The organism is Kitasatospora sp. NPDC018619 (assembly GCF_044391605.1).
Taxonomy (GTDB): Bacteria; Actinomycetota; Actinomycetes; order Streptomycetales; family Streptomycetaceae; genus Kitasatospora.
Genome location: NZ_JBISAI010000021.1, coordinates 59,454 through 82,162, shown reverse-complemented (window position 1 = coordinate 82,162; position 22,709 = coordinate 59,454). Strand labels below are relative to the sequence as shown.

18 protein-coding genes are annotated in these 22,709 nt (G+C 73.2%); 16 read left to right on the top strand and 2 right to left on the bottom strand.

Annotated features, from left to right (window positions below):
* Positions 1–25: 25 nt before the first annotated feature.
* The gene (locus ACH5AR_RS27995) at positions 26–1,102 is read right to left on the bottom strand and encodes a Gfo/Idh/MocA family oxidoreductase (RefSeq protein WP_396304292.1); all 1,077 of its coding nucleotides are present in this window, start codon (positions 1,100–1,102) and stop codon (positions 26–28) included.
* A 388-nt stretch (positions 1,103–1,490) separates the two neighbouring features.
* Between ACH5AR_RS27995 and ACH5AR_RS27990 the strand changes: the two genes are divergently transcribed.
* The 13 genes from ACH5AR_RS27990 (at position 1,491) to ACH5AR_RS27930 (ending at position 17,426) form a co-directional block, all read left to right on the top strand.
* On the top strand, positions 1,491–1,946 hold the full coding sequence (locus ACH5AR_RS27990) for a GNAT family N-acetyltransferase (RefSeq protein ID WP_396304291.1): 456 nt from the start codon (positions 1,491–1,493) through the stop codon (positions 1,944–1,946).
* Between the two features lie 468 nt (positions 1,947–2,414).
* Entirely contained in the window at positions 2,415–4,256 is a 1,842-nt protein-coding gene (gene asnB, locus ACH5AR_RS27985) for an asparagine synthase (glutamine-hydrolyzing) (protein WP_396304290.1), read from the top strand.
* 91 nt (positions 4,257–4,347) lie between these two features.
* Positions 4,348–5,208, top strand: coding sequence for a TauD/TfdA dioxygenase family protein (locus ACH5AR_RS27980; RefSeq protein WP_396304289.1), 861 nt, complete (start codon positions 4,348–4,350; stop codon positions 5,206–5,208).
* Positions 5,205–6,830 (top strand): GMC family oxidoreductase, encoded by a 1,626-nt coding sequence (locus tag ACH5AR_RS27975; RefSeq protein ID WP_396304288.1) that lies wholly within the window; start codon positions 5,205–5,207, stop codon positions 6,828–6,830. The genes ACH5AR_RS27980 and ACH5AR_RS27975 overlap by 4 nt, the downstream gene beginning before the upstream one ends.
* The gene (locus tag ACH5AR_RS27970) at positions 6,827–7,810 is read left to right on the top strand and encodes an EamA family transporter (protein ID WP_396304287.1); all 984 of its coding nucleotides are present in this window, start codon (positions 6,827–6,829) and stop codon (positions 7,808–7,810) included. Before ACH5AR_RS27975 ends, ACH5AR_RS27970 begins: the two co-directional genes overlap by 4 nt.
* The gene (locus ACH5AR_RS27965) at positions 7,807–9,069 is read left to right on the top strand and encodes an ATP-grasp domain-containing protein (RefSeq protein ID WP_396304286.1); all 1,263 of its coding nucleotides are present in this window, start codon (positions 7,807–7,809) and stop codon (positions 9,067–9,069) included. Before ACH5AR_RS27970 ends, ACH5AR_RS27965 begins: the two co-directional genes overlap by 4 nt.
* 39 nt (positions 9,070–9,108) lie before the next feature.
* A complete protein-coding gene (locus ACH5AR_RS27960; RefSeq protein WP_396304285.1) occupies positions 9,109–10,491 on the top strand; it encodes a hypothetical protein in 1,383 nt (460 codons plus the stop codon).
* Between the two features lie 30 nt (positions 10,492–10,521).
* Complete coding sequence (locus ACH5AR_RS27955) at positions 10,522–11,217, top strand: class I SAM-dependent methyltransferase (protein ID WP_396304284.1); 696 nt, start codon at positions 10,522–10,524, stop codon at positions 11,215–11,217.
* A gap of 33 nt (positions 11,218–11,250) precedes the next feature.
* Positions 11,251–12,549: a diaminopimelate decarboxylase gene (locus tag ACH5AR_RS27950; RefSeq protein WP_396304283.1), complete on the top strand. Its 1,299-nt coding sequence runs from the start codon at positions 11,251–11,253 to the stop codon at positions 12,547–12,549.
* Positions 12,542–13,372 (top strand): 2,3,4,5-tetrahydropyridine-2,6-dicarboxylate N-succinyltransferase, encoded by an 831-nt coding sequence (locus tag ACH5AR_RS27945; protein ID WP_396304282.1) that lies wholly within the window; start codon positions 12,542–12,544, stop codon positions 13,370–13,372. Before ACH5AR_RS27950 ends, ACH5AR_RS27945 begins: the two co-directional genes overlap by 8 nt.
* Before the next feature lie 3 nt (positions 13,373–13,375).
* A complete protein-coding gene (locus ACH5AR_RS27940; RefSeq protein WP_396304281.1) occupies positions 13,376–14,572 on the top strand; it encodes an aminotransferase class I/II-fold pyridoxal phosphate-dependent enzyme in 1,197 nt (398 codons plus the stop codon).
* 2 nt (positions 14,573–14,574) lie between these two features.
* Positions 14,575–15,957: a M20/M25/M40 family metallo-hydrolase gene (locus tag ACH5AR_RS27935; RefSeq protein ID WP_396304280.1), complete on the top strand. Its 1,383-nt coding sequence runs from the start codon at positions 14,575–14,577 to the stop codon at positions 15,955–15,957.
* A gap of 170 nt (positions 15,958–16,127) precedes the next feature.
* Positions 16,128–17,426, top strand: coding sequence for an MFS transporter (locus ACH5AR_RS27930; protein ID WP_396304279.1), 1,299 nt, complete (start codon positions 16,128–16,130; stop codon positions 17,424–17,426).
* A 143-nt stretch (positions 17,427–17,569) separates the two neighbouring features.
* Here ACH5AR_RS27930 and ACH5AR_RS27925 read toward each other — a convergent pair whose 3' ends face one another.
* Entirely contained in the window at positions 17,570–18,514 is a 945-nt protein-coding gene (locus ACH5AR_RS27925) for a helix-turn-helix domain-containing protein (protein WP_396304278.1), read from the bottom strand.
* Between the two features lie 1,024 nt (positions 18,515–19,538).
* On the opposite strand from ACH5AR_RS27925, the gene ACH5AR_RS27920 reads away from it, so the two are divergent.
* The 3 genes from ACH5AR_RS27920 (at position 19,539) to ACH5AR_RS27910 (ending at position 22,635) form a co-directional block, all read left to right on the top strand.
* Positions 19,539–20,318 (top strand): HAD-IIA family hydrolase, encoded by a 780-nt coding sequence (locus tag ACH5AR_RS27920; RefSeq protein WP_396304277.1) that lies wholly within the window; start codon positions 19,539–19,541, stop codon positions 20,316–20,318.
* Between the two features lie 321 nt (positions 20,319–20,639).
* Entirely contained in the window at positions 20,640–21,368 is a 729-nt protein-coding gene (locus ACH5AR_RS27915) for a uracil-DNA glycosylase (RefSeq protein ID WP_396304276.1), read from the top strand.
* Between the two features lie 247 nt (positions 21,369–21,615).
* Positions 21,616–22,635, top strand: a complete 1,020-nt coding sequence (locus tag ACH5AR_RS27910) for a glycoside hydrolase family 6 protein (protein WP_396304275.1) — start codon at positions 21,616–21,618, stop codon at positions 22,633–22,635.
* Positions 22,636–22,709 lie beyond the last annotated feature (74 nt).

The following is a 22,709-nucleotide window of genomic DNA, read 5'->3' as shown; positions in this document are numbered from 1 at the left end:
CGCCCGGCCCGCCCGGTCAGCCCGGTCAGCCCGGGCGGACGGCCGTCCCGGTGGCGGCGGAGGCGCGGGCGGCCTCCAGCACGGCCAGGGCGGCGACCGCGTCGCGCGGGTCGACCGGGGGCGGGGTGCCCGGGGCGCCCAGGGCGGCCGCGATGCCCGCGTAGAAGGCGGGGTAGTCGCCCCGGTCGGTCGGCAGCGTGATCGCGGACTCGTCGGTGCCGAGGGTGCCGAAGTGCGAGGGCTGGTCGGCGCCCCAGGGGCGGCTGCGGTCGGGGCGCAGGCCCGCCCGCAGGTCGGCCTCCTGGGGGTCCATGCCGGGCTTGACGTAGCCGGCGGTGTCGCCGAGCACCCGCAGCCGGGGGCCGATCAGCGGGGTGACGGCGCTGGTCCACAGGTGCGAGCGGGTGCCGCAGGTGTGGGTGAGGGCGAGGAAGGCGTCGTCGTCCACCACCGCGCCGTCGCGCCGCACGTCGATCTCCGCGTACACCGTCTCGACCGGCCCGAACAGGGTGAGCGCCTGGTCGACGAGGTGGCTGCCCAGGTCGTACAGGGTGCCGCCGACCTCGGCCGGGTCGGCCAGCTCCCGCCAGCCCGGCTTCGGCTTCGGGCGGAAGCGCTCGAAGCGGGACTCGAAGCGGTGCACCCGGCCGAGCGCGCCGCCGCGCACCAGCCGGCTCGCGGTGAGGAAGTCGCCGTCCCAGCGCCGGTTGTGGAAGACGGAGAGCAGGACGCCCCGCTCCTCGGCGAGCCGGCACAGCTCCAGTGCCTCGGCGGAGGTGCCGGCCAGCGGCTTGTCCACGACGGTGGCCAGTCCGGCCCCCAGGGCGGCGCGGGCGAGCGGGGCGTGGGTGCGGTTGGGCGAGGCGATGACGACCAGGTCGAGCGCGTCCGGGTCGGCGAGCAGCTGCTCGGGCGTGTCCACGGCGCGGGCGTCAGGGTGCTCGCGCGCCAGCTGGGCGCGCCGGTCGGGGTTGGCGGTGACCACGGCGTCCAGCCGCAGCCCCGCAGTGGTGGCGATCAGCGGCGCGTGGAACGCGGAGCCGGCCAGGCCGTAACCGATCAGGCCGACGCGGAACGGCCCGGAAGTCGTCTGCTGGTTCATGCGCCCACTCAATCACGAGGCACCCGGTTGCTCCCGGTTTGGTGCCCGTCGGGCCGGTCGCCGGTCGCGGTACCGTCGGCTCGGCGCCGTCGGCCCGCCGCCGTCGGCTCGGCGCCGTCCGGACCGGGCCATCCGCGTCGGACGGCCCCTGCTCGGGGCCTTGGGCGCACTCAGTCCTGACGGTACGTCAGGCAGGCGGGACTCGTCGTCGGCGCCGGCCGTGGAGCGATCGCGATGCCGCGATAATCGACCTGGTCGACCACGGCCGCGCACAGGGGGCCTGCCCGGGCGAGACGCACCTGGCCCGGGATCGGCCGCCGCTTCCTCGCGGTCGGACTCCTCATGGCGACCTGACGCCGTCCGACGGACCAGAACAAGGGTGGAGCAGATGAAGATTGCAGTGGACGACCTCACCGGCCCCGAGATCGTCGCGTTCCTGGACTCGCACCTCAGGGAGATGCGGTCCACCACGCCGCTGGAGAGCAAGCACGCGCTCGATCTCGACGCGCTGCGCAAGCCCGACGTCACCTTCTGGTCGATCAGGGACGGCGACAGCCTCGTCGGGTGCGGTGCGGTCAAGCAGCTGGAGGTGGGGCACGGCGAGATCAAGTCGATGCGCACCGACCCGTCCCGCAAGCGGAGCGGGATCGCCTCGGCGCTGCTCGGCCACATCGTCGAGGAATCCCGGCGCATGGGCTACACCAGGCTGAGCCTGGAGACCGGGTCGACCGAGTTCTTCGCGCCGGCCCGCGCGCTGTACGAGAAGTTCGGCTTCGCGTACTGCGCGCCCTTCGCGGACTACCGGGAGGACCCCAACAGCGTCTTCATGACCAGGGCGCTCTGATCCCCCGCCCGGGGGCGCGGCGGGCGGCGCGCGCGGCGCCCCCGGCCGCGCCGGCCGGTCCGTCCGCGCCCCGGACGCCCCCGAGCCGCCCCGTCCCCCGGTGAGCGGTCGAGAATGCCCGGGCAGTATGTCCCGGTTCGGTGGCATATCTTCTTGATTCAACAAGCTGCCATGCAGCTTGTTGAACCGGCATGACCCACTCCTGTGCGGCCCGACCTGGCAATGTGCTGTCCGTCGGCGCGAAACGGCCCCGAGGCGGTGCGGCGGGGGCCGGGGAATCCGACCGGCGGAGTCCGGCCGGCGCGCCGGACGACGAAGCGCCCGCGTCGAACGCCGGACCCCCGGGCACCGGCCGGGGGCGAGCCACCGCAGTGCGACACCCGCAGAGATCCGAGTCCAAGGCGTCCCCCTCGGCCTTCGACGCCTTGTGAACCGACCTGAATTCCGCGTGACCAGGGATGTGATCGAATGAGTGGGCTGGTGGGCTGGATCGACTTCCGGCGCGATCTCGTCAAGCACGAGGACGTGCTGCACGCGATGACGGACACCATGCGGCAGCGCGGCCCCGACACCAAGGGGGTCTGGGTCTCCCGCGACGCCGCGCTGGGACACCGGGGGCTGTCGACCTCGGGGGCACCGGCCGGCTCCCAGCCGCTGCACCTCGACGGCGACCGGGGCGCCGTCGTCGTCGCCCACGTCGGTGAGGTCTACAACGCCCGTGAGCTGAAGCGGGAGATCGAGGGCTTCGGGGTCGACTTCAGGACCGGCTCCACCGCGGAGGTCATCGGACGCGCCTTCCAGCTCTGGGGGAGCGGGTTCGTCACCCGGGTCAACGGGGCGTACGCCTTCGCGATCTGGGACGAGCGCACCCGGCAGGCCGTGCTGGGGCGCGACCGCCTGGGCGTGAAGCCGCTCTACTACTACGCCCACGCCGACGGTGTCCTGTTCGCCACCGAACCCAAGGGCATCATGGCCAACCCCCTCTTCGAGGCGCGGCTGGACGTCACCTCGCTGCCCGTCGTGCTCCAGCCGCGGCTCGCGCTGCCGGGCGAGACCCCCCTGGCGGGCCTGGCGGAAGTCCCGCCGGCCACGGTCGTCACCTGGTCGCAGGCCGGCTCGACCCAGGAGCGCTACTGGCGTCTGACCAGTGAGCCGCACCACCACACCTTCGACGAAACCGCGCGCCACGTCCGGGAGTTGCTGGAGGACACGGTCAGCCGCCAGCTGGCGGCGTCGGTGCCGTCGGGCGCCATGCTGTCGGGCGGCATCGACTCCACGTCGGTGGCCGCGCTCGCCGTGCGGGCACTGCGCGAGCAGGCCCCGGACAGCGTGCTGGGCACCTTCTGCGTGCAGTTCGAGAGCGACCCCGCGCACTGGGTGGCGACCGAGCTGCGGCCGGACATCGACGCCCCGTACGCCGCCGCCGCGGCCGAGTTCCTCGGCACCCGGCACACCACGCTCACCGCCACCACCCAGCAGCTGCTCGACGTCATCCCCGCCACCCGCCGCGCCCGCGACCTGCCGGGCTGGGGCCAGTTCGACGCGTCGATGTACCTCCTGTTCCAGCGGATGCGGCGCGACTGCACCGTGGCCCTGACGGGCGAGGCGGCCGACGAGGTCTTCGGCGGGTATCCCTACTTCTTCAAGGAGGACGTCCTCGGCGCGAGCCGCTTCCCGTGGATGGGGAACGGCCCGAAGCTCTCGGACTACCTCTCCCCGGAGGTCACGCGGCTGGTCGACCCGCAGGAGGACGAGCGGGCCCGGTACTCCCAGCTGCTGTCCGAGGTGCCGAGGCTCGCCGGCGAGGACGCCCGGGACGCGCGGATGCGGGAGGTCTTCTTCCTCGGCCTGTCCGGTCCGCTCGCGGTGATCCTCGACCGCAAGGAGCGCATGAGCATGTCGCTCGGCCTCGACGTGCGCGTCCCGTTCTGCGACCACCGGCTGGTCGAGTACGTCTGGAACGTGCCGTGGGCGCTCAAGTCCCGGGGCGGCGTGAAGGGACTCCTCAAGGCGGCCATGGCCGACGTCCTGCCGTCGAGCACGGTCAACCGGAAGAAGAGCGCCTATCCGCACGTACAGAACCCGGAGTACGACCGGACGCTCGTCCGCGAGGCGTCGTGGATCGTCAACGACGCGGCCTCGCCGCTGGCCTCCTTGTTCGACACGGAACGGATGAACGGCCTCATCCGGCAGATCGACGCCAACGAGCTGCGGTCGGAACTGCCCGGCGGGTCCAACCAGGCGGCCATGCTGATCCAGCTCGTGGAGATGCACCACTGGGTCGACGAGTACAAGGTCTCGCTCGGCTGAGCCCCTCCTCCGCCGGCGGAGCGGAGGAATCCCCCCCCCGTGCACGCCACCCTTCACCTCGACAGTTCCTGAAACTCAAGGGAGTTCGTTCATGCTCGAGCTGATACCCATCACGGACGGCATCGGAACGGAAGTCCGCGGCGTCGGTGTCGGTGAGTTGTCGGACCGGGACTTCGAACGCGTCTACCAGGCCTGGATCGACACCACGGTGCTGCTGTTCCGCGGCCAGGACATGACTCCGGAGCAGCACATCGCCTTCACCGAACGGTTCGGCGGGATCTACACGTACACCCGCTCCCAGTTCAACCACGAGGACCACCCCGAGATCCTCATCCTGTCGAACATCTCGAAGGACGGTAAGCCGATCGGCTCGGCCTACAGCGGCCGGGTCTGGCACACCGACGGCCACTACCTCACCCAGCCGCCGGTCGGGTCGATGCTGTACGCCCGCGAGGTGCCGCCCGTCGGCGGCGACACCTGGTTCGCCAACATGACGGCCGCCTACGACGCGCTGCCGGAGGCGGTGAAGGAGCGCATCGACGACCTCAAGGTGATCATCAGCCGGGTGCAGTCCCGGCCCTACAACTACCCGGACCGCCCGGCGCCCACCGCCGAGGAGCGGGCCGAGTGGGTCGACGTGTCCCAGCCCCTCGTGCGCGTCCACGAGGTCAGCGGCCGCAAGGCGATCTACGCGGGCGGCAACGTGCCCTGGCGCATCGAGGGCATGCCGGAGGAGCAGAGCGCGCCGCTCGTCACCTTCATCCAGGAGTTCTCCGTCCAGCCGCGGTTCACCTACCGCCACCAGTGGCAGCCGGGCGACATCATCCTGTGGGACAACCGCAGCGCCATGCACCGGGCGACGTACTACGACCACGTGGCGCACCGCCGCCTGATGCACCGCACCACCATCTCCTCGCTGCCGTCGACCGTCGGTGCCGGGACGGCCTCGTGACCCCGCCCACGGTGCGCGACCACGACTACGTCATCGTCGGCTCGGGGGCCGCGGGCTCCGTGCTGGCCGGGCGGCTCACCGAGAACCCGAACGTGAGCGTGCTCCTGCTCGAATCCGGGCGGGAGCGGCACAGCCCGCTGCTCGCCGTCCCCGCCGCCGAGACCGTGCTGATGGGCAACCCGCGCTACGACTGGTGCTTCGAGACGGACGCGGACCCCACCATCGAGGGCCGCAGCGTCAGCATCCCGCGCGGACGGCTGCTCGGCGGCTCGAACGCGATCAACGGGATGATCTTCGTCCGCGGCCAGCGCCAGGACTACGACGACTGGGAGCGCCTCGGCAACCCCGGCTGGTCCTGGGAGGGCGTCCTGCCGTACTTCCGGAGCATGGAGCGCGCCCCGGGCATCGGCGGGGAGAGCCGCGGCCGGAGCGGGCCGATCAACGTGGCGCTGCCGCGCGAGCGGGACGAGCTGTGCGACGCCTTCCTCGCCGCCGCCGCCAAGGCCGGCTACCAGGAGAACCCGGACTACAACTCCGGCGACCAGGAGGGCTTCGGCTACTACCAGGTCAACCACGAGGAGGGCCGCCGCTCCTCGGCGGGGCGCACCTACCTGAAGGAGGCGCGCAAGCGCCCCAACCTCACCCTGCTCACCGACGCGCACGTCACCGGGCTGCGGTTCGACGGCACCCGCTGCGTCGGCGTGAGCTTCCGGTACAAGGGGGCCGAGTGCCGGGCCGGCTGCGGCCGCGAGGTGATCGTGAGCGCGGGGACCGTCCAGTCCCCGCAGCTCCTGGAGCTCTCGGGCATCGGCTCGCGGAAGGTGCTCGGCGACGCCGGGGTGCCGGTGGTGCACCACCTCCCGGGCGTCGGCGAGAACTTCATGGACCACTACGCGGCCCGGCTGAGGTGGCGGGTGCGCCAGCCGATCACGTTCAACGAGCGCTCCCGGGGGCTCGCCCTGGCCCGCGAGGTGGTGGAGTACGCCCGCACCCGGCGCGGCCTGCTGAGCCTGCCCATCGCGCTCGGCTTCGGCTTCGTCCGCAGCTCGGAGCGCGAGGAACGGCCCGACATCCAGTTCCACTTCGCTCCGGCGAGCTACGGGGAGGGCGCCAGCCGGCGCCTCGACACCCGCCCCGGCATGACCGTGGGCGTGTACGCGCTGCGCCCGGAGTCCCGGGGCTCCGTCCACATCCGTTCGCGCAACCCGCTGACCCCGCCGGCGATCAGGCCGCGCTTCCTGGACACCGAGCACGACCGCGCCAAGCTCGTCGAGGGCATGCGGATCGCACGCCGCATCGTCGAGCAGCCGGCCATCGACCACTACCGGGACTTCGAGCTGCTGCCCGGCAGCGAGGTGCGCACGGACGACGAACTCCTCGCCTACGCCCGCTCGCACGGCGACACCTCCTACCACCCGGTCGGCACCTGCCGGATGGGCGACGACCCGATGGCCGTGGTGGACGAGCGGCTGCGCGTCCACGGCGTGCACGGGCTGCGGGTGATCGACGCGTCGGTCATGCCGACGATGGTCTCCGGGAACACCAACGCGGCGAGCATGATGATCGGCGAGAAGGGGGCCGCGCTCGTGCTCGAGGACCACCAGAAGGAGTCCCGGGCATGACCGCGCCACGGGCCGAGGACACCGCCGCCGGCCCCCGGGGGGCGGTCCGGGACGTACCGGAAGCCCCGAACAGCCCGCTCCTCGGGGTCGGTTACGTCTCGGCGTTCCTCGTGCTCGCGAACGCCAACGCGGTGTTCTCGGGAAACCTCCTGCAGAGCGTGCACCCCTTCGCCTTCCTGTTCTGGAGCTTCTTCGCCTGCAGCCTCTTCTACGGGGCCGTCCAGGTCCTGCAGAAGGGCTGGGGAGGGCTGCGGGTGGGCCGGGACTCCGTCGGCCCGCTCTTGACGCTGAACGCGACCAGTGCCTTCAATTGGATCGGCTACTACTTCGCCCTCCGGTTCATCGAGCCGGCCATCGTCAGCGCCATCCTGGGCGGCCTCGGGCCGCTCGTGACGATCGCCCTGGAGCGGGTCATCCGGGGGCGGCGCTTCCCGGCCCGGGTCTACCCGGCGGCCCTCGGGGTGCTGTCCGGCACCGCCCTGCTGGCCTGGGGCTCCCTCACCGGGCACTCCGGCATCACGGGCGCGAGCGTCGCGGCGACGGTCACCGGCCTGGCGGCCTCCGCCGTCGGCGGGGTCACCCAGGCGCTCAACACCGTGGCCACCAAGCAGCTCGGAGACCGCGGCTGGTCGGCCACGCGGATCATGACCCACCGCTTCTACCTGCTCCTCGCGGTGGCGGCCGGACTCGCGCTGACGGGCCCCGGCCTCTCGCTCGACGGGCCCGCCCAGACCGGCCTGGTCGCGATCGCCACCGTCCTGGGGGTCATCGCGCCCCTGTGGCCGCTCCAGCGCGGGATCATCCTCTCCGAGCCCTTCACGGTGGCCGCGCTGCTCGCCCTGGCCCCGATCCTCACGTACCTGTTCCAGGGCTTCGACAACCGCATGGAGTGGTCGGCCGTGTCCGCGGCGGGCTGCGTGGTCGTGGCCGCATTCACCATCTACAGCACACGGATCATCAGCAGGAGAGGTCGCCCGTGAACGCGGTGTCGGAGAAGGTTCTCGTCGTGGTCGACGGCTATTCGTCCGGGGCGCAGCTGCCCGCCGTCCTCAAGGAGCACGGCTGGGCCTGCGTCCACGTGAACACGCTCCAGGAGCTCCCGGCCTACTACGCCTCGGCGTTCCGCGCCGACGAGTACGTCGACTCGTTCCCGTACGACGGCGACCTCGCCGGCCTGGTGCGGGAGCTGCGGGCGCACCGGCCCTCCGCCGTGCTGCCGGGAACGGAGAGCGGCGTCGTCGTCGCCGACCTCCTCGCCGACGCGCTCGGACTGCCCGGCAACGATCCGTCGACCAGCACCGCCCGGCGGAACAAGTACGAGATGCACAACCGCCTCAAGGAGGCGGGCCTGCGCAGCATGGACCACTACCTCGCGCGGGACTTCGACGCGCTGCTCGCCTGGGCGGCGCGGGGCGCCTGGCCCGTGGTCCTCAAGCCGCAGGCCAGCGCGGGCACCGACTCGGTGACCTTCTGCAAGGACCCCGAGGAGCTCCGCCGGGCGTTCGACCTGCTGCTCGGCACCACGACCCCGTACGGCGAGCGGAACGAGGCGGTGCTCGCCCAGCGCTTCCTGGCCGGCCAGGAGTACTTCATCAACGGGATCAGCGGCAACGGCCGCCACGTCGTCACGGAGGTCTGGCGCACCGACAAGACCCGGGTGCCGGGCGCCGGGCTGATCTACGACCGGAGCGTGCTGCTCGACCCCACCGCGCCGGAGATGGCGGAACTGGTCGGCTACGTCCACGGGGTGCTCGACGCCCTGGGCGTCCGCTACGGCGCGCACCACACCGAGGTGATGGTCACCGAGGAGGGCCCCACCCTCATCGAGTGCGCCTCCCGGCTGTCCGGCGGGCTCAACCGGCCCGCGGCGAACTACGCCGTCGGCAGCAGCATGCTCGACCTGGTGGGGCGCCTGGTGGCCGAGGGCGAGGGCTTCGCCGAGCGCCTCGCGGACACCCGGGAGCGCCACCGCAACCCGCTGTGGCAGGTGCAGTTCATCTCGAACCAGTCCGGCGTGGTGACGCGGTCCCACTACGGCGAGCTCGTGGAGACCCTCCGCAGCAGGACCTGGCTCCAGAAGGCGCCCCGGCCCGGCGACGCGGTCACCCGGACCACCGACCTCTTCTCCAGCCCCGGCATCGTCTTCATGAGCCACCCCGACGAGGACGTCCTCCGGGCGGACCACGCCACCGTGCGCGCCTGGGAGCGCGACAACCGGCTGTTCACCGTCGACGCCTGACGACCAGTCACCCGCCACCTTCACACGAGGGGAACCAGCGTGTCCGCAGCATCCTCCGCCGACCGCTTCGACTACGAGTCCAACCTCGGCCGGGCCGGTTCGTACCGCAGCCACCGGAGCGCCTTCTGGCCGCCGGCCGGTACGTACGAGGTCTCCTGCCTGAACCTCGCCGGCGCCACGCCCGACCTGGGCGACGGCTTCCTCTCCGGGCTCGCCCTCCTCAAGGACGAGATCGACGCGGAGTGGAAGCGCGTCAAGGAGGTCGGGGTGCCCGCCAGGCGCCGCTTCAACGCCCCGCAGCCCGTCGCCGACGCGATGCGGGCGCTGGCCGGGTACCTCCCGGGCGAGGCGGACCGCCGTGCCCTCACCCTGCGGGCGCAGGCCGTCCAGGACGGCTACGACGACGACATCCTGCGGGAACTCGCCGGGCTCCAGGAGGAGTTCACCGTCGTCGCCGGGCAGGTGTCGACCTGGTACGGCAAGGAGGTCAAGGGCCTGCCGACCGCCTTCGCCTGCCGCACCGACGAGACCCACCAGGCGCTGGTGACGGAGGCGCTGCAGGCCGGCGACGAGGTCGCCGCCCACCTGCGCCGCCTCCACGCCGACCTGCGCGTCGGCGACCTGCCCGCCTTCGGTGCGGCCCGGCTGTTCTTCATGGCCGGGGAGGGCAACCTGCACCCCAAGCACATCGCCTACTTCCTGCCGGAGGACGAGGGCGTCAAGTACTCGCCCTTCAAGAAGACGTACTACTTCGGCAACACCCACCGCGCGGTCCTGGAGAACATCTCCGCCCCGCTGGCCGCACGCTTCCTGGACATCGACGCCAAGTTCGATCCGAGCGACGCGCGCTTCGAGGCCATCCCCACCCTCGGCGTCCTCAGCCACGAGCTCGGGCACTTCGTGCACCGCCCCGCCACCGACTTCAAGGAGCTCAACGAGGCCGACCGGTGGGCCTCCGTGGTGCTCCAGGAGGTCGCCGCCGACGTCTTCGGCGCCCTGATCCTCGCCGACGTCTGGGCGGAGCGGTTCGGCATCGCCCAGGCCGACGTCGTCGCTTACTACCTGGCGGAGTGCCTGCGCTACGCCGACCGGGGCCTGGGCCACTTCCCGGACAGCGACGGCATGTTCCTGCAGATCTCCTACTACGTCCAGCTGGGGGCGCTCGCCCTGACGGAGAAGGACGGCCCCCGGCTCACCGGCGACTCCCAGGTCGTCCTCGCGGGGCTCCGCTCGCTGGCGCGGGTCCTCGCGGACGCGCTGCTCGGCGGCCGGGGGGCGCCCGCCGTCGCGCTGCACCGCGCCTTCGGGCCGGCCGTCACCGCACCGCTGCGGCCGCTCGTCGACGAACTGCGCCGCCTGCCCGCCAAGTCGGTCGAGTACACCCAGGAGCACCTGTACGCCGCCGGCCACCCCGCTGCCTGACTCCCGTTCCACGACCCCGGAAAGACAGAGATGACTCAAAGGGCGCAGAACCTCGAACTCGTCCGCGACTACTACACGTCGCAGCGGTCCGTCGGCGAGGAGACCACCAGCATCTACGAGATATGGGAGAACGGCGGGGCGTTCAACGACTCCATCACGCCGTCCACCTACGTTCCCGAGTACCGCTCCCACATGGTGCACGCGATCCTCTCGCTGACCAGGGACGGGGCGACCGTCTTCTCGCTCGGCTGCGGCAACGCCGCGGTGGAGGGCGTCCTCGTCGGCGAGAACCGCAAGGTCCGCGCGATCGACTTCAACGAGGAGGCGGTGGAACTGGCCCGCCGCAAGGGCGTCGACGCCTTCGCCGCGGACTACTTCACGCTCGACCCGCAGGACGTGGGCGACGTCGACCTCGTCTACGCGGACGGCTTCCTCGGCCACCTCTTCGACGCCGACGACCACCTCGGGCCCGCCCTCGGCAAGCTGGCCGGGCTGGGCCTCAAGCCCGGCGCCCACCTGGTGTTCTCCAACGACGCGCCGCAGGACCCGGCGGTGGGCTTCGCGCCGCACGAGCGGGTGGCCGACTTCTGGTTCATCGCCAAGGACTACCTCCAGGAGCGCCTGGTCGAGCACGGGTTCGTCCCCGTCGAGAGCTACTACTTCCCCTACGACCGCCCGCTCAGCGGACCGCGCAACCGCACGGTCTGCGTCGTCCGCGTCCCCTGACCCGAGCCGCACCCGCAGAAGGAGGGGGGAGAGATGCCGATACCCGCCGGGTTCGCCCGCCGGCTGCTGCCCGTCCTGGACGACGTCGTCGCCGCGTACGGGACGCCGTTCCACATCTACGACGCGCAGGGCATCACGGACACGTACCGGAGCATGGTCGACGCCTTCCGGGGCGAGCCGTTCCGCGAGTACTTCGCGGTGAAGGCCCTGCCCAACCCGCACGTCCTCGAGCTGCTCCACGGCGAGGGCAGCGGCCTGGACTGCGCCTCGTCGGTCGAGCTGGAGATCGCGGAGCGCGTCGGTGCGACCGGGGACGACGTGGTCTTCACGTCCAACAACACGTCGGTCCCGGAGTACGAACTCGCCCTGAAGGCGGGCGCGTTGATCACCTTCGACGACCGGTCGCTGCTCGACCGGGCCGGCACCCTGCCGGACGTCGTCTCCTTCCGGGTGTCCCCGCACGGCCTGGCCGCCGGGTCGGTCCTGATGGGGGACGCCACGCAGACCAAGTTCGGCGTGCCGGTGGACCAGCTGGCGGACGCCTACGGCGAGGCCCGGCGCCGGGGCGCGACCAGGTTCGGCATCCACGGGATGGCCTGCGCGAACGAACTCGACGTGGACCGGGCGATCCAGGCCGCCGTGGCCGTGGTCGAACTGGCCGCGCACGTCGCCGACGCGACCGGCGTCCGGTTCGAGTACGTCAACGTGGGCGGCGGCCTCGGCATCCCCTACCGGCCCGACGACCGACCGCTCGACTTCCGGGTCTACGCGGACGCCATCGTCGCCGCCAGGCGCCGGAGCTTCCCCGGGCAGGCGGGCCCCAGGATCCTGATGGAGTGCGGGCGCTACGTCACCGGGCCGCACGGGGTCCTCGTCACCAGCGTGATCAACCGCGCCCGCAAGGCCCGCGACATCGTCGGCCTCGACGCCTCGATGTCGGCGCTGATGCGGCCCGGGTTCTACGGGGCCTACCACCACCTGACCCTGCCGTTCGTCACCGGGCGGCCCGAGGGCACGTACGACGTGGTCGGCGCGCTCTGCGAGAACATGGACAAGTTCGCCGTCGAGCGCCCGCTGCCCGACCCGCGCGAAGGCGACCTCGCGGTCATCCACGACACCGGCGCCCACGGGCACGCCATGGGGTTCACCTACAACGGACGGCTCCGGCCGGCCGAACTGCTCCTCACCGCCGACGGCGACGTCGTCGAGATCCGGCGGGCCGAGGAGATCGGGGACTACCTGGCCACCGTACGCCCGCAGCCCGTGCCCGTCCTGGGCGCGACCCCCCGTGCCGCACGGCACCACGACGAGCAGGAGAACCGAGGTGAGTAGCGTGCACGACAGGGCGCTGACCGAAGCCGCCTTCGAGCGCCGTACGGAGCTGACCCGGGACGAACTGGCCGCGCTCGCACCGCACGTCGAGTCCGGGCTCGCGGCCCTCGACCGCGGCGAGCTGCGCGCCGCCAACCCCGTGGACGGCGCGTGGGTCACGGACACCTTCGTCAAGAAGCTGATCCTGCTGTCGTTCCTGACCCACGACAACAGGCCCGCGCAGTCCGGCGCGGGGCAGCCCAGGTCCTTCGACAAGGTGCCGCTCAAGTTCGAGGACTGGCAGGAGAGCGACTTCCAGAAGGCGCGGATCCGCGTCGTGCCGGGCGCCGTCGTCCGGCGCGGCGCCCACGTCGCCCCGGGTGCGGTCCTGATGCCCTCGTTCGTGAACATCGGCGCGTACATCGGGCCCGGCACCATGATCGACACCTGGGCCACGGTGGGCTCCTGCGCCCAGGTCGGGGCGCGCTGCCACATCTCCGGCGGCGCCGGCCTCGGCGGCGTCCTCGAACCGATCGGCGACGACCCCGTCGTCATCGAGGACGACGTGTTCGTCGGCGCGCGCAGCGAGATCGCCGAGGGCGTGCGGGTGCGGCGCGGCGCGGTGATCGGCATGGGCGTCTACCTCGGCCGGTCGACCCCGGTCGTGGACCGGGCCACGGGCGAGGTGCACTACGGGGAGGTGCCCGAGAACGCCGTCGTGGTGCCCGGCTCGCGCACCGACCGCCACCGGCCCGACCTCTCCGTCTACGCCGCGGTCATCGTGAAGTACGCGGACGAGCGGACCCGGGGCAAGACGGCGCTGAACGACCTGGTGCGAGACTGACCGGTGAACCAGGCCCACAGTGCTTTCGCCCGTCTGCGCACCCTGCTCGCCGACAGCTGTGCGCCACCGGGGCTCGACCCGATCCAGCTGCACCTGGGCGAGTCCCGGCTGGCCGCCCCCGGGGTCGACCTGACGCCGCTCGCGGCCGCGGCGGACTGGACCCGCTACCCGGAGCTCGGCGGCAGCGCCGGGCTCCGGGCGGCGTACGGCCACTGGCTGGCCCGCCGCTTCGGCGTGGAGCGCGCCCTGCCCGAGGGGAGGATCGCCGTCGAGCCCACCCCGGGCACCAAGCAGGCGGTGGCGGTGGCCATCGCCCTGGGCGCCCGCCGGGCCGGGCCCCCGCACGGCGGTCCACCCGCCGTGGTCATGCCGAACCCCTACTACCCGACCTACCGGGCCGGGGCGGCGGCGGTCGGCGCCCGGCCGGTCTTCTACCGCCCGGACGCCGCCGCGGACGCCGCCCCCGTCGTGGCGGCGGTCGGTGCGGCGGGCGGCCGGGCCGCCGTCGTCATCGTCTGCAACCCGGGGAACCCGCAGGGCCGGATCCTCTCGGCGGACGCCCTGCGCGAGGCGGCCAAGGCCGCCGCCGAGGCGGGGGCGCTGTTCGTGGTGGACGAGTGCTACACCGACCTGACCCTCGGCCGACCCGCCGCCGGCTACCTGTCGTCGGTGGAGGCGGACGGCGGTGCGCCCGGCCCGTTCCTGGTCCTGCACAGCCTGTCCAAGCGCTCCGGCGCCCCCGGGCTGCGCAGCGGCTTCGCCGCCGGCGATCCCGCGACCGTCGCCGCGTACGCCGACTACAACCGCCAGTGCGGGGTCTCGACGCCCGCGCCGGTCAACGCCGTCGCCGCCGCGCTCTGGTCGGACGACGCCCACGTCGCACGGGCCCGGAGCGCACTGGCGCGCAACTGGGAGCTGGCGGACGCCGCCCTGGGGGACGTCCCGGGGTACCGCCGGGCCGAGGCGGGGTTCTTCCTCTGGCTCCCGGTGCCCGACGACGAGGAGGCGGCCCGGCGGCTCTGGCGCTCCCGGGCCCTGTCCGTCATGCCGGGCCGGTACCTGGCCGCCGAGGAGGAGGACGGGGTGAACCCAGGGGCAGGACACCTGCGCATCGCCCTGGTGCACGACGAGGGGCCGATGCGCGAGGCGCTGGCCCGGCTCGGGAGCGCGCTGTCGCCATCGCCGGACGGGGAGGAGTGACCATGTCGGCCAACGGATCGGGAACCACCGGGGACACCGTGTTCCCCACGTCGCCGGTCGGGATAGCCCAGCAGCTGATCAGGTTCGACACGGTGAATCCCCCCGGCGACGAGGCCCGGTGCGTCGAGTGGATCCAGCGCCTGCTGGACCGCGCCGGAATCGAGACGAAGATCGTTGCCGCCACCCCGGACCGCCCCAACCTCATCGCCCGGCTGCCCGGCCGCGGCCTCGAACCGCCGCTGCTCCTCCACGCCCATGTGGACGTCGTCTCCGTCGAGGGGCAGCGCTGGACCCGCCCGCCGTTCGACGGTGAGATCGTCGACGGTGAGCTGTGGGGGCGCGGGGCCGTCGACATGAAGGGCCACCTGGCCATGATGCTGGCGGCGATGCTGCGGATGCGGGCCGCCGGGGAGGTGCCCGCGGGCGACGTCCTCCTCGTGGTCGTCCCGGACGAGGAGGCGGGCAGCACGGTGGGGGCCCGCTTCCTGGTGGAGCGGCACCCCGAGCTGTTCGAGGGCGTCAGGTACGCGATCGGCGAGGACGGCGGCGCCGAGCTCCGGCTCGGCCGGTACGCCCGGGTGCACCCCGTCGTCGTCGCGGAGAAGCGCACCTGCTGGGTGCGGGCGCGGCTGCGCGGGACGGCCGGGCACGCCTCGCGGGTGGTCGGCGAGCACGGGGCCGTCCACAAGCTCGTCCGGCTGCTCACCAGCATCTCCGACGGCGGGCTCGGCGTGGAGCTCACCCCCGTCGTCGACCGCATGCTCAGGGAGCTGGCGGACGCGCTGCCGCCCTCGGTCGGGGAACGGGTCGCGGCGTTCCGGGCCGACCCCGCCGACCCGGCCACGCTCGCCGGTCTCGACGACACCTTCGTGGGGTACCTGCGGTCGGTCGTCCAGCACACGGTCAGCGCGACGGTGCTGCACGGCGGCACCGGCACCAACGTGCACCCCTCGGAGATCACCGTGGAGCTCGACGGCCGGGTGCTCCCGGGCGACTTCAGCACCGCGGACTTCCTCGCCCGGCTGCGCGAGCGGGTCGGCGACGACGTGGAGCTCGACCTGTTCGTGGAGGGCGAGTTGACGCCGCCTCCCCGCCTCGACGGCTTCTACGAGCGGCTCGCGGCGGTGCTCAGGTCCATGGATCCGGACGGGGTGCCGCTGCCCGTGGTGACCACCGCCTCCACCGACGCCCGGGTGTTCAGCCAGCTCGGCATCCAGTGCTTCGGCTGGCTCCCGCTGCGGCACGGCCCGGACACGGTCTACCGGGACCGGCTGCACTGCCCCGACGAACGCATCGCGGTGTCGGCGCTGGAGTTCGGCGCGGACTGCTTCCACGCGCTGCTGTCGGCGCCGCCCGTCGAGGACGGGACGGCACCCGCGGCCTGACGGCTGCCGTCGAGGACGCGACCGCACCCGCGGCCCGACGGCTCCCGTCGTGGCCGCCGCCCCGGCCACCCGGCCACCCGGCCACCCGGCCGGCTCCGGGGGCGCCGCCGCCTCCGCGCCGCGCGCCGATTCCGACCCCCCACCTCCCACCCACTCACCGGGGAGCGAACATGACCCACTGGCTGGCGGTGGAGGACACGTCCGTGTCCGCGCCGTCCCGCAAGGGCGGCAGCAGACAGATCCTCGTGGCCTCCGTCGGCAACATCGTGGAGTGGTACGACTGGCACGTCTACACGTTCCTGGCCACGTACATCGCGGCCGCGGTCTTCCCGAAGGGATCGGGCAACTCCCTGCTGCCGCTCCTGTCGACGTTCGCCGTCTTCGCGGTCGGCTTCTTCGCCCGTCCCCTGGGCAGCCTCCTGCTCGGCGCGGTCGCCGACCGCCGCGGCCGCCGTGCCGCCCTCACCGTGACCGTGCTCCTGATGGGAGCGAGCTGCTTCGTGGTCGCGCTCACCCCCACGTTCGCGGCCGCCGGTCCGGTCGGACCGGTCGTCCTGGTGCTGGCGCGGCTCCTCCAAGGGCTCTCCGCGGGAGGGGAGTTCGCCGCCAGCACCACCCTCCTGGCGGAGTCGGCGGGGCCGGGCAGGCGCGGCCTGTTCTCCAGCTTCCACTACGTGGCCGCCACCGCCGGGCAGGTCCTGGCCTCCGGAACGGCCGCGCTGCTCGTCCTCGTCCTCGACGACGGTGCCATGCACACCTGGGGCTGGCGGGTGCCATTCCTCGTCGGCGCGCTGCTGAGCCTCCTCGGCCTGTGGGTGAGGTACGCGGCCCAGGAGACGCTCGACGGAGAGCGGCCCGAGCGCCGTACCGGGCTGTTCGAGGGGCTGCGCACGCAGCCCCGGGCGTCCCTGCTGATCTGCGGCATCACCGTGGGCGGCACCATCGCCTTCTACACGTGGACCACCTACCTGCCCACGTACGCGCAGGTGAACGCCGGCTTCGACAAGGGCCGCTCACTGCTGGTGGGCACCGTCTCGCTGATCTTCTTCGGCCTGGTCCAGCCGCTCGGCGGCCTCCTGTCGGACCGCGTCGGGCGGCGCCCGCTGCTGCTCGGCTTCGCGGGCGGCTTCGCGGTGCTGTGCGTACCGCTGCTGCACATGATCGACGACTCCTTCTGGTCGCTGCTGCTAGTCCAGTGCACCGGCCTGCTGCTGCTGACCGGGTACACCTCCATCGCCGCGGCCGTCCACGCGGAGGTCTTCCCGGCCCGGGTGCGCGCCGCGGGGGTCGGCTTCCCCTACTCCCTCACCGTGGCGCTGTTCGGAGGGACGGCTCCGTACGTGGGCACGCTCCTCAAGGACCAGGGGCTCGTCGGCGCCTTCCCCTGGTACGTGGCCGGGCTCTGCCTGCTGTCCGGGGTCGTGTACCTGCGGTTGCCGGAGGGCGCGTTCAAGCAGCTCGACCGGTGAGGGCGGGGGCGGTGGGGTCCGTCGGGGGGCGCGGCCGGGCGTGCGGGGGCCGCACGTGCCGCACGTGCCGCACGTGCCGGTGCTCCGCGTGGCAGGCCGCACCGCGCCTGTCCTCGGCGTGCCAGGCCCCGCCGCACCCGTCCTCAGCGTGCCAGGCCCCCCGCGCGCTCCTGGGCGGCCAGCAGGTAGCCGGCCTGCAGACGGCTCTGGGCGCCCATGGCGGCCATGATCTCGGCGATGTGGCGGCGGCAGGTGCGTACGGAGATGCCCAGGCGGGTGGCGATGGAGGCGTCCGTCATGCCCTCGATCAGCAGCCGGACGATGACCCGCCGGAGGTCGTCCGTGATCTCCGCCCGCGGCGAGGTGCCGACCGTGAACGGCTCGGCGGCCAGCCACAGCCGCTCGTGGACCTCCACCATCACCGCGACCATGTGCGGCTCCCGGACGAGGGCCGCGGCGTGCGGGTTGCCCGGCACCGCGATGACCGCGGCCTTCCGGTCGAAGACCAGCATGCGGGTGAACCGGTCGTCCAGGGTGCGGACCTGGGCGCCGAGCTTGGTGATCCGCTCGATGTAGCCGCTGATGTCCGGGCGCAGTCCGGCCGTGTGCTGGTACAGGACCTTCATCCGGACGTCCCGCCGCAGGAGGTCCTCGTCCCGGGGAGCCGCCTCCGCGAGGGCGCTCACCTCGTGCCCCCCGCCGGGTTGCGCGGTGAGGATCTCCTCCTGGCAGTGGTCGGCGAGGTCGGCGATGACCGACCGGACGTCGGCGAGGTGCCGGATCAGCTGGAACTGGTTGCGGTGCTGCTGGGCGGAGATGCTCGCCTCGAAGGCGGGCATGAAGGACATGAGGTCCCTGCGCGTGCGGTCCATGGTGGCCCGCCGCGTGCGGATCTCCCGTTCCAGGGGGCCGAGGACCTCGGAGGCCGCCTCGTCCGGCGCGACCGCGACGAGCCGGCCGCCGGAGCGGACCCGGAGCAGCCCGCTGGCGAGCAGGTACTCGACCGCGGCCTCGACCGCCTGGCGGGAGAGCCCGAGTTCCCCGGCGAGCTCGGCCGGGGCGCCGTGGTCCACCTCGTGGTTCAGCACGTGGCTGTACACCTGGAATGCCGGTTCGCGGCTGACTTTCCCCGTATCCATACCAACTCCGAAGAATGGTGGCCCTGTTGTGGGGCTGAGAAGACGAGATTGGAGGATGAGTCCGGAAGGTGGAGCCGTCCGCGCCGTCGAGGACGGAGGAGGGTGACATTGCCGTGATCATGACATATTGCGGCCGGGGCCGCATGGGTGGTCCGCATGGTGGGCGGCCGCCGTCGTGCGGGCGCCGAGCGGGGCGCGGGCTGTGGTCTGCGGCTGCGGTGGAGGACAACTCCCGTGTGCAGGAGGCCTGGTGGCGCTCCCCGGCCCCGTCCGGTCCGTGACCGGCTCCGGGGGCTGCGCTCGAAGCGGCCTACCGCGCTGCCTCGGGCCGGGCAGCGGCCGGGCCGGTACAGCCCCCGCCTCTGCCCCGCTCCGGCGGTCCCTGCCGCCGGGCCGTGTCGAACCCGTCCTTGAGCCGGGCGCGGCGGTGGTTCGGTTCCCGGCGTGGCGCCATGGTGTCCCCTCGGGAGTCCGGATCGGACCTGTGGATCCCGGGCCGCGCTCGTCCCCCGCGACCGCTCTCCCGGCGAGCCGATCCTATCCCGACTCACGCTGGGTGCACGCGGTTTCGTGATTGTCAGCCCCTTGACGGGCCCGTGGTGAGCCGCCTTCGCGGGCCCCGTCCTGGCCGGTTCCGAGCCCTGCCCGCGGCCGGGCGCGGGGGTGGCTTCCGTCCTGGCCCGCCCGGCACCCGGGGGTGGTCTCCGTCCTCGCGCGCCCGGCACCCGGGGGTGGTCTCCGTCCTCGCGCGCCCGGCACCCGGGGGTGGCTTCCGTCCTCGCCCGCCCGGCACCCGGGGGCCGGGAACCGGGTGGTCAGGGGGCACCGACGGGTGTGCGGCGGGGCTGCCGCCGACGGGCACGGCTACGCTAGTCGGTGTTGGGGCAGCCTGTGGCGCCCGACCGGCCGAGGGTGTCCGGTCCGGGCCTGTGCGAGAACGTCCAGACCTTCGCAAGACCGAGGAGACACCTGCGTGGCAGACCGCAAGCCCATCGAGTCCTGGCTGACCGACATGGACGGGGTCCTCATCCACGAGGGCACCCCGATCCCCGGGGCGGAGGAGTTCCTGCGCAAGCTGCGGGAGTCCGGCAAGCCCTTCCTGGTCCTCACCAACAACTCCATCTACACCCCGCGCGACCTCAGCGCCCGGCTGGCCGGGATGGGGCTGGAGGTGCCCGAGGAGTGCATCTGGACCTCCGCCCTGGCGACGGCCAGTTTCCTCAAGAGCCAGCGGCCGAACGGGACCGCGTACGTGATCGGTGAGGCGGGCCTCACCACCGCGCTGTACCAGGCCGGCTACGTGCTGACCGACAACAGCCCCGACTACGTGGTGCTCGGGGAGACCCGCACGTACTCCTTCGAGGCGCTCACCAAGGCGATCCGCCTGATCAACCAGGGCGCCCGGTTCATCTGCACCAACCCGGACGAGACCGGCCCCTCCACCGAGGGCGTGCTGCCGGCCACCGGCTCGGTCGCGGCCCTGATCACCAAGGCGACCGGGGTCGAGCCGTACTTCGTCGGCAAGCCCAACCCGCTGATGATGCGCGAGGCGCTGAACACCGCGGGGGCCCACTCCGAGACGGCGGTGATGATCGGCGACCGGATGGACACCGACATCGTCGCGGGCATGGAGGCCGGCATGGAGACCATCCTGGTGCTCACCGGGCTGACCTCGGCCGCCGACGTGGAGCGCTTCCCGTACCGGCCGAGCCGCGTGGTCCAGTCGATCGCGGACCTGGTCGAGCTGGTCTAGGCGGCGCGAGGGCGCGCGAGGGCGCGCTGTGGCTGCTGAGGTCGCTGTGGTCGTTGTGGCCCCGTTCCGGCTGTCGCCGGGGCGGGGCCGCCGTCGCTCCCGGGCCGCTTTCCGGCCGTCCTTGCGGCCGCCCTCTCGGTAGCCCCTCGGTCGTTCCCCGGCCGTCCGCCGGTCATCACCCGGCCATCACCCGGCCTTCCGGTCCGTCGGTGGCGCGGCGGACTTCCGCTCCGGGAGGGCGGGTTGTCGGTGGGGCTGTGTAGCGTTCGGGGTGCAAGAGGGCGTGCGGCGCAGCAGCCGCGGGGTGAGAGGTGGATTGGCGTGACGGACACGGTCGAGGCGGGCGTGGTCGAGGCCGGCGGGGCCGGCGGGCTGGAGCTGCCCGAGTCCTGGCGCGGGGTGCTGGGCGCCGAGACGGAGAAGCCGTACTTCGCCGAGCTGGCGGCCTTCGTGGCGGCCGAGCGCGCGGAGCACGAGGTGTTCCCGCCGAGCGGCCAGGAGTTCGCCGCGCTGGAGGCCACCCCGTACGACAAGGTCCGGGTGCTCGTGCTCGGCCAGGACCCGTACCACGACAACGGCCAGGCCCACGGCATGAGCTTCTCGGTGCTGCCGGGCACCAGGACGCCGCCGTCGCTGCGCAACATCTTCAAGGAGCTGGACGCCGACCTCGGCATCCCCGCCCCGGACAACGGCTACCTGATGCACTGGGCCGAGCAGGGCGTCCTGCTGCTCAACGCGGTGCTCACGGTCCGTGCGCACGAGGCCAACTCGCACAAGGCCAAGGGCTGGGAGAAGTTCACCGACGCGGTGATCAAGGCGGTGAGCGCGCGCGAGGAGCCGGTGGTCTTCGTGCTGTGGGGCAACTACGCGAAGAAGAAGCTGCCGCTGATCGACACCGACCGGCACGTGGTGGTGCAGGGGGCGCACCCGTCGCCGCTGTCCGCGAAGCTGTTCTTCGGCAGCCGGCCGTTCTCGCAGATCAACGCCGCGCTGGAGTCCTTCGGCAGCGGGGCGATCGACTGGCGGGTGCCGAACCTGAAGGAGGCCTGAGCGCGCGCTCGCACGCGCTTGAGCCCGCCGGAGGGGTTCTGAGCGGCTCCGAGCGGCTCCGAGCGGTGGTGGCCGTGGTCCGGACGGGTTCGATGTCCCGTCCGCCCACGGCCACTTGGCGTTCACCGGCGGTGGGCGTCGGCCGGGGCCGGGTGTGCTTAGCTGGTGCCCGACCGGTCGCCGGACCGGTCCCGGGGAGGGGCGGTACGTGCACGGTCTGGGGTGGACAGGGCGGTCGCGGGGGGCCGTGGGGGCGGCGCTCGCCGGGGTGCTGCTGGCGGCTGTCGCTGGCTGCGGCGGTTCGGACGGCGGCGGGCCGCAGGCCCGCTCCGCGCCCCCCGCCACGGGTGCGGGCGCGGGGACGGGCCCGGGCGCGGGCCTCGCCCAGCTCCCCGGGCAGGCGTTCTACGTCTCCGACCGCACCAACGCCGCCCTCCAGGTGGCCGCGCTGCGCGGCCAGGGCCGGACGGCGGAGGCCGACGCGCTGCTGCGGATCGCCGCCCAGCCCTCCTCGCAGTGGCTCGGCGAGCAGGGCGCCCAGCAGATCGCCGAGCAGGTCAGCCGGCGGGCCGCCGAGGCGGGCCGGACGGCGGTCTTCGTCGCGTACGACATCCCGCACCGCGACTGCGGCCAGTACTCGGCCGGCGGCGCCCCCGACGCGGCCGCGTACCGGGCCTGGATCACCGGCGTCGCCCAGGCCCTCGGCGACCGGAAGGCCTGGGTGGTGCTGGAGCCGGACGCCGTCGCGCACACCCTGGACACCTGCGGGATCAAGGGCGACCTGGCCGCCGAGCGGTACGGCCTGCTGGCCTTCGCCGTGCAGGAGCTGAAGAAGAACCCGAACGCGCGGGTCTACCTGGACGCGGGCAACCCCGGCTGGGCACAGGACCCGGAGGCACTGGCCACCGCCCTGCGCAAGTCGGGCATCGCGGCGGCGGACGGCTTCGCCGTGAACGTCGCCAACTTCTACGACACCGAGCGGAACGCGGCGTACGGCGCCAGGCTCTCCGCGGCCCTGGGCGGGAAGAACTTCGTCATCGACACCAGCCGCAGCGGCAACGGGGCGCTGGGCGGCGACGCCTGGTGCAACCCGCCGGGGCGCGCGCTCGGCGAGCGGCCGACCACCGAGACCGGCCGGCCCGGGGTGGACGCCTACCTGTGGATCAAGAACCCGGGGGAGTCGGACGGCGACTGCGGCCGGGGCGAGCCCCGGGCGGGCGAGTTCTGGCTGCCGTACGCGCTCGGGCTGGCGCAGGCGGCGCGCTGAGGCCGCCTGCGCCGGGGCCCGGCCGCGGGCCCGGTGGGGCGGGGCCGGTGTCCGGGGCGTGTGCCGTGGCCGGT